The organism is Malaciobacter pacificus (genome assembly GCF_004214795.1).
GTDB lineage: Bacteria > Campylobacterota > Campylobacteria > Campylobacterales > Arcobacteraceae > Malaciobacter_A > Malaciobacter_A pacificus.
On record NZ_CP035928.1, the window covers coordinates 1,374,099 to 1,388,782 of the forward strand.

At 27.2% G+C, this 14,684-nt stretch carries 16 protein-coding genes and 1 tRNA gene; 4 read left to right on the plus strand and 13 right to left on the minus strand.

The annotated features are described in order from the left end of the window. Nucleotides 1-3: 3 nt before the first annotated feature. The 5 genes from APAC_RS06915 to APAC_RS06935 all read right to left on the minus strand — a co-directional run bounded on the left by APAC_RS06915 (nucleotide 4) and on the right by APAC_RS06935 (nucleotide 3,862). Nucleotides 4-924 carry a hypothetical protein gene (locus tag APAC_RS06915; RefSeq protein WP_228255895.1) on the minus strand — a complete coding sequence of 307 codons (921 nt, stop codon included), beginning with the start codon at nucleotides 922-924 and terminating at the stop codon, nucleotides 4-6. 533 nt (nucleotides 925-1,457) lie between these two features. Continuing rightward, a complete protein-coding gene (locus APAC_RS06920; protein ID WP_130233413.1) occupies nucleotides 1,458-2,258 on the minus strand; it encodes a hypothetical protein in 801 nt (266 codons plus the stop codon). Nucleotides 2,259-2,263: 5 nt separating this feature from the next. Next, entirely contained in the window at nucleotides 2,264-2,737 is a 474-nt protein-coding gene (locus APAC_RS06925; RefSeq protein ID WP_130233414.1) for a hypothetical protein, read from the minus strand. A gap of 16 nt (nucleotides 2,738-2,753) precedes the next feature. Further along, complete coding sequence (locus tag APAC_RS06930) at nucleotides 2,754-3,206, minus strand: hypothetical protein (RefSeq protein ID WP_130233415.1); 453 nt, start codon at nucleotides 3,204-3,206, stop codon at nucleotides 2,754-2,756. Beyond that, a complete protein-coding gene (locus APAC_RS06935) occupies nucleotides 3,203-3,862 on the minus strand; it encodes a hypothetical protein (RefSeq protein ID WP_130233416.1) in 660 nt (219 codons plus the stop codon). Before APAC_RS06935 ends, APAC_RS06930 begins: the two co-directional genes overlap by 4 nt. Before the next feature lie 165 nt (nucleotides 3,863-4,027). Here APAC_RS06935 and APAC_RS06940 point away from each other — a divergent pair, with 165 nt between their 5' ends. Beyond that, nucleotides 4,028-4,222, plus strand: a complete 195-nt coding sequence (locus tag APAC_RS06940) for a helix-turn-helix domain-containing protein (RefSeq protein ID WP_130233417.1) — start codon at nucleotides 4,028-4,030, stop codon at nucleotides 4,220-4,222. 46 nt (nucleotides 4,223-4,268) lie between these two features. Here the strand turns inward: APAC_RS06940 and APAC_RS06945 are convergent. From APAC_RS06945 to APAC_RS06955, 3 genes are all read right to left on the minus strand, one after another. Further along, nucleotides 4,269-4,352: transfer RNA gene (locus APAC_RS06945), tRNA-Leu, on the minus strand. Between the two features lie 222 nt (nucleotides 4,353-4,574). Next, a complete protein-coding gene (locus APAC_RS06950) occupies nucleotides 4,575-4,850 on the minus strand; it encodes an HU family DNA-binding protein (protein WP_130233418.1) in 276 nt (91 codons plus the stop codon). 120 nt (nucleotides 4,851-4,970) lie between these two features. Further along, on the minus strand, nucleotides 4,971-5,549 hold the full coding sequence (locus APAC_RS06955) for a class II aldolase and adducin N-terminal domain-containing protein (protein WP_130233419.1): 579 nt from the start codon (nucleotides 5,547-5,549) through the stop codon (nucleotides 4,971-4,973). Between the two features lie 60 nt (nucleotides 5,550-5,609). Here APAC_RS06955 and rsmH point away from each other — a divergent pair, with 60 nt between their 5' ends. Genes rsmH through APAC_RS06970 form a run of 3 tightly spaced genes read left to right on the plus strand, consistent with a single transcriptional unit; the run spans nucleotide 5,610 to nucleotide 9,844 of the window. Further along, entirely contained in the window at nucleotides 5,610-6,512 is a 903-nt protein-coding gene (rsmH, locus tag APAC_RS06960; protein ID WP_130233420.1) for a 16S rRNA (cytosine(1402)-N(4))-methyltransferase RsmH, read from the plus strand. Next, nucleotides 6,505-6,759, plus strand: coding sequence for a hypothetical protein (locus APAC_RS06965; protein WP_130233421.1), 255 nt, complete (start codon nucleotides 6,505-6,507; stop codon nucleotides 6,757-6,759). The genes rsmH and APAC_RS06965 overlap by 8 nt, the downstream gene beginning before the upstream one ends. 1 nt (nucleotide 6,760) lies before the next feature. Then, nucleotides 6,761-9,844 (plus strand): efflux RND transporter permease subunit, encoded by a 3,084-nt coding sequence (locus APAC_RS06970; RefSeq protein ID WP_130233422.1) that lies wholly within the window; start codon nucleotides 6,761-6,763, stop codon nucleotides 9,842-9,844. Nucleotides 9,845-9,846: 2 nt separating this feature from the next. Here the strand turns inward: APAC_RS06970 and APAC_RS06975 are convergent, their stop codons facing one another. The 5 genes from APAC_RS06975 to APAC_RS06990 all read right to left on the minus strand — a co-directional run bounded on the left by APAC_RS06975 (nucleotide 9,847) and on the right by APAC_RS06990 (nucleotide 14,658). Continuing rightward, complete coding sequence (locus APAC_RS06975; protein WP_130233423.1) at nucleotides 9,847-11,061, minus strand: response regulator; 1,215 nt, start codon at nucleotides 11,059-11,061, stop codon at nucleotides 9,847-9,849. 80 nt (nucleotides 11,062-11,141) lie between these two features. Next, complete coding sequence (locus APAC_RS06980) at nucleotides 11,142-12,560, minus strand: SDR family oxidoreductase (protein WP_130233424.1); 1,419 nt, start codon at nucleotides 12,558-12,560, stop codon at nucleotides 11,142-11,144. A 207-nt stretch (nucleotides 12,561-12,767) separates the two neighbouring features. Beyond that, nucleotides 12,768-12,911, minus strand: a complete 144-nt coding sequence (locus tag APAC_RS13245; protein WP_170170133.1) for a hypothetical protein — start codon at nucleotides 12,909-12,911, stop codon at nucleotides 12,768-12,770. A gap of 44 nt (nucleotides 12,912-12,955) precedes the next feature. After that, nucleotides 12,956-13,396: a hypothetical protein gene (locus APAC_RS06985; protein WP_130233425.1), complete on the minus strand. Its 441-nt coding sequence runs from the start codon at nucleotides 13,394-13,396 to the stop codon at nucleotides 12,956-12,958. After that, complete coding sequence (locus tag APAC_RS06990; RefSeq protein WP_130233426.1) at nucleotides 13,393-14,658, minus strand: C40 family peptidase; 1,266 nt, start codon at nucleotides 14,656-14,658, stop codon at nucleotides 13,393-13,395. The genes APAC_RS06985 and APAC_RS06990 overlap by 4 nt, the downstream gene beginning before the upstream one ends. Nucleotides 14,659-14,684: the final 26 nt, after the last annotated feature.

The window sequence follows — 14,684 nt, forward strand, 5'->3', positions numbered from 1 at the left end:
GATTTAACCACCTAAATAATGCTCTGTAATACTTGCACGATTATGCTTCATCTCATAACTAACTTCTTGAAGTGACTGGGCATAAGAGTAACCAGCTTTTGCATATTCAAGCATTCTTCTTTTTGCAAAATTCCATCTCAAGCCGTGGCTAGCTTCTGATGTTTCATCTGATAAAAGTGCTGATTGTTTGATATCTTCATAATAAGCTTGGCGATTGATTTTGAAAGTTTTATACTTTTCAAAGTGAGCTACAAGTTCATTATAAGTATCAAGTGATACTAAAACTTCTCCCTCTTTGCCACCTTTCTCTTTAGTAAAAATTATTCCTTTTTGAGTATTTGTAATAGTATCTATTTGAGTTCCAAGAAGTTGTTCAGGCTTAATAAGTGCCACACCTTCAATTCTAGCACCTCCTTCATATTGAATAGAAGCAGCTAATTTATGAAGTGAATTTTGAAGATTTGATATTAAAACTTTTGGATTATTGTAAGCTCTATTGTGATAGTTGTTAGCAACATATTTTAAATCTCGTGCTTCATCTAAAGGAGTTTGACGGATTGAAAAATCATAATTTCTATCTTCATTATAAATATTTTTTGCAAAGAGTTTTAGAGCAATTTCAAGTTTTCCAAGTGCAGCACTTATCTTTTCGAGATATTGTTTTGAAGGATAGTATTCTATTTTATAATCCATATAGGCTTGGATATGTTGAGATTCTATTTTTTCAAAATCTTTTATACCCCAATGCTCTTTTAAATAGTTAAAAAAGTTGTTCCAAATACTTCTATAACTCTCCATAGTTTTATAGCTTGCTACTTTTTGAAAATGCTCATGGTTTGGATTGATTCTATCCTCTTTTTTAGCTCTAGCTTCAAAGATTTGTTTAGCTAGTTGTGAACTTTGATAGTAAACACTTCCTCTCAAAAAAGTATCCTTTGTAGTTTGGTTTTTGATAGTTTCAGCCTCTATCATAGGCAAAAAATTGTTTAGTCAATCTACATTTATTTTTCGATTTTTGCATCTAAATCGCTAACATTTCGTACAATACCAGTTAGAAGTAAAAACTTATAATATATTTTAAAACTTGTACTAGCAGGTCAAAGCTTGCTACTCTTCTTTGATTGTTGGTAGTACAAAAAATTTCTAAATCAAAGGAAATCAAAATCTTTTGACGCTCTTTTGTTTGAGATGGGATGATTCATTCGTAAATGTATCTGAGCTCCACCTATAAGGTAATTTGTCTTTTGAAATAAAAAAACTAAAGTGATTTTAACATGAAAAATTGTTTGATATTTTCATACCCAAAAAAGAGGTAGTGACAAATATTTTTTTCAGTTTCCTTTTTTTGGATAATCAAACACAAAAGTGCTTTTACAATGGTATTTTGTGATGGTTTTAAAAATATGGTTAAAAAACAGAAAAATAAACAGATTCTAAACAGGTATATAAACACCTGTTTAGATTGATTGAAGAAGTTTTTGTGGTAATTCTTTTCTTACTTCAAGTGCTTTTGAAACTTCACTGTCATTATATGGTAAAGTTTCAACTACTGAAAAAGCATCATATAATGCCTCTTGAATGAAATAGACTTTCTCTTTTTCTGTTTCAACCATATGAACTATATTTTTTATGGCTAGAGCTTCTTTATAATCTTTTAACATTTTATCAATGATGTTTTGTGGTACATCTTTTGATAAATAATGTACTGATTGCTTTAATGCTACTATAAATATTGATATTAAAAGATTTTGTGCATCTTTTTTATTGAATCTTGTTATATCATCCATACAGTAAGATATCATATGTTTGATAATATCTTTAGTGCTATAGACCTGATAAGACTTTGAGGTTTGCACTTTGTTATATTTATCTCTTACATTCATGGTGATAACTTTTGAGTATGGATCGATAATCATAAAATCATTATCATTAATAAGCAGCAAAAATTCATAAAATTTACTATGAAAAGGTTCATTTATCCAAAGATTATCATGAACTACTAGCTTATATATTGAATTAAATTCATGTAAACCTTGAAAATTAGGGTTATAGAGTGAATATCTTACTTTATGAGTATTTAACTCATAAAGTAGATCCTCTTCAAGGGCTTCTTGAATAGCTATTTGTAGAAGGCTTGGTTTTTGTGCTTCTTCTTTTTCTTTTGCAACTTCTTCTTGATAAAGCTTATATATTTTATACAAGTAATAAAATAAAAAGATAGTACCAACTATGATAAGAGTATTGCTAAAGAGCTTCATTGAAATTACCTTAGCAATAATTGATTGTCATGAAGGATTTTAGCAAGAAGTTGCGGTGTAAAGCGAAACTCCTTTTCAAGTACAGTGGCGATCGAATAGCCCAAAAAAGCTAAATTATAAATTTTATACATCGCTTTTGCTTCAGATCGTGAGATAAAAATATTTTCATCACCGTTGTGTTTTAGTTTTAAATTTTTTGTACTTTGATATTCAGTTACATCAAGGTATTTGTTTTGATTATTGCCAATATCAAAGAGGTTTAACTCTTCCATGAAATGAACTGTATCACTAAATGTTGAAGTTAGTATTTGATTACCTACCAAAACTAATTCATTTCTAATAAACTTTTTCTTTGCACTGTTGTCTTCTTCAAATACATGAAGAAGATATATCTCTTTATCATGATTAAGTGCTACAGGTATGATTTTAAGTTCAACCCCAAAATCATCTCTAAGTGTAAATATTTGATCGTATGCCATTTAAATTATCCTTTGTTTATATTTTATTTTCTAGCTCATTCCAAAGTTCATAAATCGTGGAATAAGAAACCTCAAGCTTATGATATTTGGCAAAGTAAGTTGCAATATCTCTAAAGCTCATGTTTTGTTCTAACTTTAAAGTTCTTACTATCGCCCAATATCCAAGCACCTTTTGTCGTTTTATTTTGGCTTTATTATTTTTGCCTCGAAGTTTTATTGCATTGAGATTGATTTCATCAAGCTCTTTTGCAACTGTATCTATTGCTAAAACAAGTGATGATAGAGTCAAAATTGTATTATCTACATCACTATAAGCACTTTTTAGTTTGTGAAACAGTTGCTTTTGAAGCTGCAATATTTGTAACTTCATTTTTAAATCAACCCTTGCAAAAAGTCGCAAGTTTTGATTTTGTATCTCAATTGAAAATTTTGTGATGGTTTCTATGCTTTTTTCATCATTTGAACTCATCTTTGTCCTCTTATGATTTGCACATTAAGTGAATTTGCCATCTTTTGATACAGTTTGCTTGCATGCACTTTTGAAAGTACAATATCACTTGCTTCATCTTTTAAAAGCATTAGTCCATTTTTATTGATAAATGAATATGTGATATTTTCAAACACAACTTTTAGATTTGGATATTCCATTGCATTTGATTTTAAAACATTGACGAACTCATAATAGGCTTTTTTTCTTCCCTTTTTTTGAGTATTTTTTTTATTACTCTCTTTAGTTTGGTTAGAGTGAGTATTAGTAGTCAATGGTTTTCCGCTATCGTTTTTACCGACATCAGTTTTTCCAATCTCGGTAAAATCTTTTAAATCTTCACTACTTAATTTCTCATCACTAAACATCCAAAGCTTATTTGAAAATCTTCCTTTGTCTCTTAGCTGTTTTCTAAAAAGATAACCGCTTACTTCAAGCTCTTTGAGTGCATTTGATATTGCTGTTTTTCCATCACTTGCATAATCTTGAAGTTTTTCTTCATAAAAATGCCAATCTTGTGGAAAATGAACCAATATCAAGCACATACCTTTAGCTTTTAAACTTATGGTGTTATCTTTAGCAATAATATTACTCACCATTGTGAAGTTTTTCTTTTTTTGTTGAAGATTAACTTTCATAATCTCATTCCTTGCTCCTTTTTTTCTTTATAAGCTTATAAATTTTTTTCCATGGATGTGGAATTTTATAATGAAAAAACGGTTTTGTGATTATCTGTGTCAAATAATCACAAAATGAATTTTTTTAACTATGATTTCAAAAAAGAAAATTATGGAGATAAAAAAATGGAAGAACTAATACCAAAAAGAATATCATTTTCACTCAAAGAGTTAGAAAGTTTAGGATTTATGAAAGTTTCAACTGCAAAGAAGCTTATTAAAGAAAATAAACTAAAATCTTTTAAAGTTGGAGTGAAGCATTTTATTTTAAGAGAAGAGGTTCTTAGATATATTGATGAAAATAGTTGTGTGTCGCTTTGATTGTTTAGAACTTCGTAAAATAGGGATTTTGTAATGAATAAAAAAGTGGTAGCCCCGGCCGGAATCGAACCGGCACTCCATTGGAATATGATTTTGAATCACACGCGTCTACCAATTCCGCCACGGAGCCATTTTTGTTGTTTTAACAGTAAATTTTATATAAGTTGTGTACCTTTTTTATGTACCCAACATCTAAAAAAACCTTTATTTAGGGCTTTTAAACCACTTGCACGATAGATTTTGAATCGCACGCGTCTACCAGTTCCGCCATGGAGGCAATTATTAATTTATGATATAAAAAAAGGCCTATCTATAAAGATAGACCTAATAAAGTTTCTCAATAAAGAAAAAATTACTTAGCTACAGCTTCTTTTAAAGCTTTACCAACTTTGAATTTTGCAACAGTAGTAGCAGGTACTTCAACAGTTTTGTCTGTTCCTGGAACTTTAGCAGTTCTTGCAGCTCTATCAGCAGTAGTAAATGTACCAAATCCGATAAAACTTACAGATTCTTTTTTTACTAAAGTCTCAGTAATTGTATCTAATACAGCGTCAACTGCACCTTTTGCATCTTTTTTAGATAAACCAGCTTTAGCTGCTACTGCATCAATAAATTCCGCTTTGTTCATTAAGAACTCCTTATTTAAAATTAAAATTTATAAACTTTATAGTATTTAACCTTTAGAATAGCTAAAACTAGGGGGTTTGCGCTAAAAAATAATAAAAAATATAATAAAAATTATAACTTTTTAATCAAATGAAGCTTTTATACTTAAAAGTCTGCAAGAATTCTCTAAAATAGCTATTTTTTTGACTAGTTGATGAACGTCTCTATCATAGACATAGGTACCAACACCTTTTACTATCATAACATTATTTGATGACTCTTTTAAATACTTTGTAACTTCTAAAGCATTTCTTTGATACCAAGTGGAAAAATCTCCAGGATCATATACTTTTAAGTTCCCAAATGTTGTTTTTCCAAAGAAATCTTCAAATTGAATATTGTCATGTTCAAAAGTGTAGGCAGTAGTATAAATTGGCATTCCAAACGCAATATATTTTGCTTCATGAATATTTGAATAAATCGTTTGATGAATATGAGATTCAATACTTGCCATATTCCATCTATAATCTTTTTTATTCATATTAAGTGTACAAAAAGATTTCTCAGTCATCTCATCAAAAATTGCATCTGAAGTATTAATTAAAAAGTGATTTTGATCTAACTTTGAAGAGATTGCTCCATGGTAAATACCAAAGAAGTTTTTTCTAAACATAGTAAGAGAAAGTTTTGTTAATAAATCAACGGTAGCTTTATCAATCATTTTAAAAGCCTTAAATCTTATTTTTGGTATTATATATTAATTTTTATAAGGACTATTTTAATGCACATACCTCATATACCAGTATTATATCAAGAAACAATTGATGCTTTTAAAGATATAAATGGCGGTTATATCATTGATTGTACTACAGGTTTTGGTGGACACAGTAATGGAATATTAGAACAAAATCAAAATATAAATTTAATTTGTAATGACCAAGATGATGAAGCTTTGGCTTTTTCAAAAAATAGATTAGAAAAATACTCTTCAAGGGTAACTTTCAATAAAGGAAACTTTGAAACAGTAATTGATACTTTTAAAGATTATGATATAAAAGGTGTTTTAGCTGATATTGGAGTATCTTCACTTCAACTTGACAAATTAGAGAGAGGTTTTGGTTTTGAAAGTGAAGTTTTAGATATGAGAATGAATCAAGATAATCCTTTGGATGCTTCTGTTGTAGTTAATACTTATTCTCAAACAGATTTAGAAAGAGTTTTTAAAGAGTATGGAGAAGTTAGAGAGTATAAAAAACTAGCTTCACTTATCGTAAATAATAGACCATTTTCATCTGCAAAAGAGTTGTCCTCTTTTATTGCAAGTAAAATGTCAAAAGGAAAAATTCATCCAGCTACTCTTCCTTTTCAAGGAATAAGAATAGAAGTAAATGATGAATTAGGTGTTTTAACTAGATTATTTGACTCATTAGAAAAAGCAAAATTAAAAGATTGTACGGTTGCTATTATCTCTTTTCATTCTTTAGAAGATAGAATTGTAAAAAACTATTTTAAAAAATGGACAAAATCATGTATTTGTCCAAAAGAAGTTTTTAGATGTGAATGTGGAAACAATCACGCTTTAGGAAAAATAATTACAAAAAAACCAATAATTCCAACAAAAGAAGAGATAAAACAAAACCCAAGAAGTAGAAGCTCAAAATTAAGGATATTTAAATTTGACTAGTATTGGACCTAAAACTGCATTATTACTTGTCTTAACTATTTTAATATTTGCTTTAGTTTTATTTATACCAAAAATTTATCTAAGAAATAATATCTATTATGTAAGCAAAGATATTAATAAACTATATGCGCACTATATCTCTTTACAAGAAGAGAATAAGTTTTTAGCCCAACAATTAGAAGATATGAAATTTAAAAATCAAATTATAGATTCATTACTTTTTAATCCTTTAAATCAGGAAGATTGATATGATTAAATCAATTATTGAATTTAGTTTACGAAAACCAATTTTAATTCACTTTATTTTACTTTTTGTTTTTTTACTTGCACTTTTTGCATATTTTAAAATTCCAAAAGAGATTTTTCCTCCCTCAACTTTAGATGCTGTTGCAATAAATGGTTTTTATAGTGGAGCAAGTTCTGAGTTACTTGATAAGATTGCAGTTGCTGATATTGAAGATGAACTTTTAGGTTTAAGTAGTATTGATACAATTTCATCAACTATTAAAAATGGAAGTTTTTCTATAAGAGCAGATTTAAAAGAAGGCTACGAATCAAATATTGTAGTAGATGATGTAAAAGATATTGTTACAAAAATCAAAACAAATCTTCCAAGTGATATGGATGAACCAACTGTAAAAGCTCTTGAACATGCATTTCCTCTAATAAATATATCTGTTACTTCAAAACAAAATGTTTCAAAAGAGTATTTAATTGAAGTTGCCGATGAAGTAAAATCAAGAGTTATGCAATTAAAAGATTTATCCCAAGTTTCTGTTTTTGGGAAAAGTGATAAAGAACTATTAATCAGATTTAATGATGAAAAAATAGATGCTTATGGACTTAGTAAACTTTCTGTTATAAACGCTGTTTCAAGTATAAGTACAATTTTTCCAATTGGAATGATAAAAGATACAACAAGACACTATTATTTATCTACTTTTAATGGTGAAAAAAATATTGATAATATTAAAAATACAAAAATTAGGGTAAATGGTCAAACTCTATATTTAAAAGATATTGCTGATGTTAGCTTTACTTTAGGAGATGTTGCAAATATCTCTCATTTTGATGGAAAAACAAATATTTCTGTTGGTATAAATAAGGGTGAAAATGGTGATTCAATTGAGTTAGTAAAAGAGATTAAACAAATCACCAAAGAGTTCGCACTTAAGTATCAAAATTTAGAGTTTGATACATATATTGATACTTCTGTTTGGATTAAAAATAGACTAAATACTGTTACATCTAATATTATATTTGGACTTATTTTACTATTTATTGCACTATTTTTCTTTATAAATATAAGAATTGCAATTGTAATTGCAATTGGAATTCCAACATCATTTATGATAGGACTTATTGGGGCTGATTATTTAGGTTATAGTTTAAATATGTTATCACTTTTAGGAGCCTTAATAGCCCTTGGAATGTTAGTTGATGAAGCTATTGTAGTAGGGGAGAATATATATCGTCACTTAGAGATGGGAAAAGATAGATTTACTGCTGCAAGGGATGGGGCACTTGAGATGTATCCAGCTGTTTTAACAGCAACTGCAACTACTATCTTTGCATTTTTACCTATTTTAATGATGACTGGGGAAGTAGGAAAATTTATGCAAATACTCCCTATTATGATTACAATTTTACTTTTAAGTTCCCTTGTTGAAGCATTTTTCTTTCTGCCTTTACATGCCCAAGAGATTTTAAAAGTTAGTAAAGATGAAAGAAAATCTCATAAGGTTTGGGATTTTAATTTTAGACTTTATGGAAATATTTTAGAGTTTTTATTAAAGGGTAAATATATTGCAATTGCTATTATGATAGCTCTTATTTGCAGTTTATCATATTTTATTATAACTACCCAAAAATTCAAATTTATGCCTTCTTTTGATTCAACGCAGATTTATATAAATGGTTCTGTTGGAGTTGGAAAAAAGATTGAGCAAACAGAAAAATTAGTATCACATCTAGAAAATAAAATTTTAAATAATGTAGATTTAGAAAATGTTGTTGATTCAGTTAGTTCAGTTATTGGTATGAAACTTGATGGGAAAAATCAACCCCACAATGAAGAGTTCTATTTTCAGATATTTGTAAATCTTTATGAAAGAGCCCCAACTAATGTTTTTGAAGAGTATATAAATCCATATTTATCTCCAAAATATGATGATACAAATATGATAAGAACTATTAGTGCTCAACAAATGGAAGAGAAATTAAAAGAGATATTAAAAGATGAAGTTGCTTCAAGTGATTTTGATGAGTTAAAAATTTTCGTTCCTCAAACAGGAATAGTTAAAAATGACGTTGAAATAGCTATTAGTGGAGATAAAAAAGAGGTTGCAAATGCTGTTAAAACATTAAAAGAGATTTTAGGAGATACAAAAGGTGTATCAAATATAGCTGATGATTCTTTAATTGGAAACTATGAACTTAAGTTTAAAGTAAACCCTTATGGAAATGATTTAGGGATAACTGAAGAGAGTGTATTAAATCAGTTAAGACCTTTTTACTTAAAAGGAACTTACTCTAAAATGTTTGATGATAAAGGTATTGTTGATGTTGTTTTTGAAAGTAATCAAAAAGATGTTTTAAGTAGTTTAAATAGCTTTGAAATAGTTACTGAAGCTAATCAAAAAGTACTTCTAAAAGATGTAGTAGAGTTTGTAAAAATCCCAGCTTATTCTCAAATATTTAAAGAGAATAATCAACAAATCATAAGTGTAACAGCATCACTAAATAAAGTTACATCAACTGAGGTTTTTGAAAAAATTAATCCAGTGATAGATGAACTTAGAAAAACAGTAACTTTACAAATAAAAGGTGAGCAAGAAGAGAATGAAAAAGTTCAAAAAGAGATGGCTCAAGCTGCACTTATAGCAATTGTTTTAATTTTTATGTCTTTAGTTTGGATGTTTGATTCAATTGTTAAACCTCTAATAATTATTAGTACGATTCCTTTATCTATTTTAGGAGTTTTAATAGGGCATGTTATTATGGGAATAAATGTATCAATGCCAAGTTTAATAGGTATGGTTGGACTTGCAGGAGTTATTGTAAATGATGGAATTATTATGATGGATTTTATTAAAAAAGCGAAAAACCTAGAAGAGATGATTGAACTTGCAAAAATGAGATTAAGACCAATATTACTAACTTCTGTTACTACTGTTTTAGGATTAGCTAGTTTAATATTCTTTGCTTCTGGTCAAGCACTTATTTTACAACCTATGGCTATATCATTAGGATTTGGTATTTTATGGGCAACAATTTTAAATCTATATTTTGTACCTATGATTTATAGAGTTATTTATTTAAGAGATAAATAGCTCTAAGAGTTTATTTTATTTATATGTTTAACATAGTTTTCAAGAAGCTTTTCTTTTGATATATCTTTAAATATAAAAATATACTCTTCAATATGACCTTTATTGTTTATAACAGGCTTTATAGTAAGTTCACTCCAAAAAAATTTACCATTTTTCTTCTGACTTTTTATTTTACCTTTCCAAATTTTATTATCATTTTTTATTTTATTCCATAAAGATAAATAAAACTTTTCAGAATTATCTGAAGGATTAAAAATATTGTGTGATTTATGAATTAACTCATTTTTTTCAAACCCAGTTAACTCACATAAACACTTATTTACATTTTTAATAAAACCATGTTTATCACAAGTCAATATATTAAAACTATCTTCTAATACATCTTTATATTGTTCTAGTAAAAATTGAAAATATTTATTCTCTTTTTCTTTTCTTTTATAATCAATATTTAAATCTACTTTGAGTACCAATTCTTCTACAATATATGGTTTTCTTAAAACATCTTTTGCCCCAGCTTTTAAGCCTTCTCTAATAATATCAGTATCTTTACTTCCTGATACTATAATTACAGGAATATTTAATTTATCAATAATTATATTTCTTTTTTTATTAAGAAAATCAATACCATTTTTATCTTTTAAATTTACATCTAGAAGCATTAAATCAATATCATTTACTTCAATCATTTCCATTATTCTCTCAATGCAGTCACAACTAAATGTTTGATAGTTTCTATTTGATAAAATCTCAGTTAGTTGTTCTTGAATAACATATGAATCTTCAACAATCAAAATTGATGATTGTTTGTTTTTTTCTATTTTTTCTATAATTTTTGAAATATTATCAAGTTTCAAAAAAAAGTCTTTATCTTTTACAATATAGTCTATAACTCCATTTTGGAAAGATATTTCTCTTAATTGTTCATCATCTTGACTAGTTAAAACAAATATTTTTATTCCACTTGAAGCATATTTTTTAATAATTTCATATCCATTACCATCGGGAAGATTCATATCTAAAAAAATAAAGTTAATATTATTCTCTTTGAGTATTTTATGTGCATCAGTTAAGTTATATGAATAATAACAGTTATAATTTAAATCTGTAAATTTGTTTTTTATAATATTAACTAAAGATTTTGAGTCTTCTATTATTAATATATTGTAGTTTTTAGGATTAAATTTAAACTTATCAAAAATATTTACTGATATACTCATTAAGTGCCTTCTTATTTAATAATTTTAATAAATTCGAATTATAGCATTGTAATGTTAAAAATAATATTTTATATCAGTAGTTATTTTTTAGCATTCTTTACAATACTTTTTATCATATTGTTAAAAACTAAATAGTGTATTGGTATTAAACTGTACCAATAAATTCGTCCAAATAATCCTTTTGGATAGAAATATGCTGATTGAATAAGCTTATTATTCTCTATTTTAAACTCCAACCAAGCAGTTCCTGGAACTTTCATTTGAGCGTATAAAAGTAGTCTTTCATTTTTCTTTATATCAACTACTTTCCAAAAATCTAGACTCTCCCCAATTCTGAGTTTATGTTGATCTCTTCTTCCTCTTTTTAATCCAACTCCACCAATAATTTTATCAATAAAACCTCTTATTTCCCAAAGAAAATCAAAATCAAACCAACCATTATTTCCACCAATACTCATAAAGCTTTTATATACTTTCTCTTTAGAAATATTTGAAATATCAAGCTCTTTTCTATCAAAAAATATTGCACTATTTATCTCTTTAGAGTGGTCTTTATCCCATATAACACCACTATTGTCACTCCATCTACTTATCACTTGATTTTCTTCAATCTCCTTTATCGCTTTTTTCACACTGTCAAAAAAAGATATTGGTTGTATTTGAGGAAAGTACTTTTTTGCATTATCGTTTTGTTTTATAACTTCAGATTTTAATCCTTCAATCAAAGCTTTTGCAACGCTAAAAGGAACAGGCGTAAAAAGATTTAACCAATAAGATGAAAGATTTATGGATAAAAAGGGAAGGGGAATGAGAACTCTTTTTAATTCAAGTGCCTTTGCAGTTTGAAGCATCATATCTTTATACGTTAACTGCTCACTTCCAATATCAACTGTTAAATTCTTATCATAATCTAAATATAAACTGTCAACTAAGTATTCTAACACATTATCAACACCAATTGGTTGAGCTTTTGTATTTACCCATTTTGGAGTTGTCATAATAGGAAGTTTTTCTGTTAAATGTCTAATAATTTCAAAACTAGTACTACCAGAACCAATAATAACACCAGCTCTTATCCATATAGTTTGAACTTCATTTGAAGAAGAAAGTATCTCTCCCGTTTCAATTCTACTTAATAAGTGTTTACTTGTATTTTCATCTTTTACACCCAGTCCACCTAGGTATATTACTCTTTTTACACCACACTCTTGTGCAACATCGATAAAGTTTTGAGCAGAGATTTTATCTAAATTTTTATAGTCGTCACTATTTAGTGAGTGAATTAAATAATACGCTGTATGTACACCACCAAGAGCTTTTTTTAAGCTATCTTTATCAAAACTATTACCTTCAAATATTTCAATATTTTTATCAATATTTGAAGATAATGTTTTTTTATTTCTTACAAAAAGTCGTAAGTTGATATTTTCAATTTCAAGGAGTTTTTGTTTTAGTCTTCGTCCTATATATCCATTTGAACCTGTTAATAAAACTTTCATGATATATCCTTTATTAATTCAATTTTAACATTTAATAGTATTATTTGATATATTTTTAAAATAGGTTTATATAAATTATTTGGCTATACAAATCACAGCTTTTTCAAGATGATATGAAATTCTACTTATGTGAATACTAACTCTACGTAGCCATCTAATAGCCTCTTGCATCGTTGAAATTCCAACAAAACTGAAGCAGAAGCAGCTCTATGTAAATGAAAGCATGATTGAACGAAGTTTATTACCTGCAACTGTATGAAGTGAATTTGTCATTGTAGTTAATCTAAGAAGAAAAATACCAAGACCACCACAAGCTGTGATAATTGTTATTAGATTCGATGATTCAACCATAATAAATCCTTTGTATAATTAAAACATTAGATTTTTATTTATTATTATTTCACAAAAAATAAGCTGACAAAACCTACTATTAAAGCTGGAATTAAAGTTATTAAAAAAAAGATACCACTTACACAACCCATAGAACCACAATCATAAAATAAATAAATCATATAAATAAAAAGTAAAAAAGGAATAGAGGTAATTATTAACCAAATTATCCATTGACTATATACTTTATTTGAATTACTGTTTATAATAATTTTATCTATTGATATTATTGGAGCAGTTAAATGAATAAGAAATACAATGGTAATTACAATTGTCCAGATAAAGAAAATTATCATAGGTTCAAAACCTTCTGTAAATAATTTATAAAAAAGTATTGGTATAAGAAATATAATATATATGGCAATGAACTTTATTTTATAACCCATAGTTAGGTTTTTATTTTTATTAGATTTATTTTTTTTATTTAAATTATCTTCAATTATCATAAAACAACTATTCCTAAAATCCTATTAATCATATTATTATTTTCATCAAAATCTTTTAAATCTTTCCCTGGTTCTAGTGTTGTAATAGTAGCTTTACCTACAATATGTCTATACTTTTTACCCCATTTATCTTTTAATCTTACACTCCACATATTATGCATAACAAGAGGTTCATCTTCTTTTATTCCAATATAAAGCATGATATGACCTTTTAGATACACTAAAGTTGAGAATGGAATACCATGTTTTTTTATAAACTCTTTTTTTTCATTTTTACTTAATTTTGATACATCTAAATATTCGCCATTTTTAGTTTGGGCTTTTGAGTTTCTATGTAAATATTTTCCAAATGGAGTAAAAAAATCTTGAGTAAAACTTGAACAATCTCTATTATTCAGTAATCCACCCCATCCATAAGGTTCATCCATCATCTCTTTTGCAATCTTTACTTTATTCTCTTTATTAAATGCAATTGGCATTTTTTCAACTTCATTAGTAAGTTCTATATGTACTAATTTTGCATTTTGGTTAAAGTCAGGCTTTGCAATTATATAACCATTTTCATCTTTTGGGAAAATTGTACCAACCTTTACATACTCTCTAAAGATAATATCATATATTGGGAACTTCTCTTTAACTGCAACATAATAATTATCATTTTTAAATTTGTTTATAAATTCATCATCAACAAAAGCAATATCTTCTACTTTTACCCAACCCCCAACAATTGAAGCTTGAATATAAGCCCATGCTCTATCTTTTGAAAAATGTGAAACTATAACAGGTGTATTTATTTTTAATAGTGAGTTTTGGTTATAATCAAAGGGAAAACCTTCACCTGGCTTATTTGGATTGTAAAACATTACTGAAGATGTTGGTAAAACTCTAACATTTGTATTTTTAAGAGTAATCGCTTTTTTTATAGTAGTATTATACTCTTCAAAATTTGAGTTATCAATTTGTTTATCAAACCACTCTGGAGTAGCTAAAATATGATTTTCTAAATAGATTTTTTTTAATCTATATCCATGTCCCCATTTTGCATCTTTTAAAGGTGTAGATAATTTATCAAGCTCCCAAGGTGCAAAATACTTTTTAAAATATTTTTGTGCTTCTATATTTTCATTTATATTTGAAATATCATTTTGATTAATAGTTGTTAAGTCTTTTTTATTAAAATCTATTGAACTTTTTTGTGAACAAGCAGAAAAAAATATTGTTGAAGATAAAGCTAAAGCTATTAGTTTGAAGTTAAGTTTCATATAAATACAACCTTCTAAAATTTTTA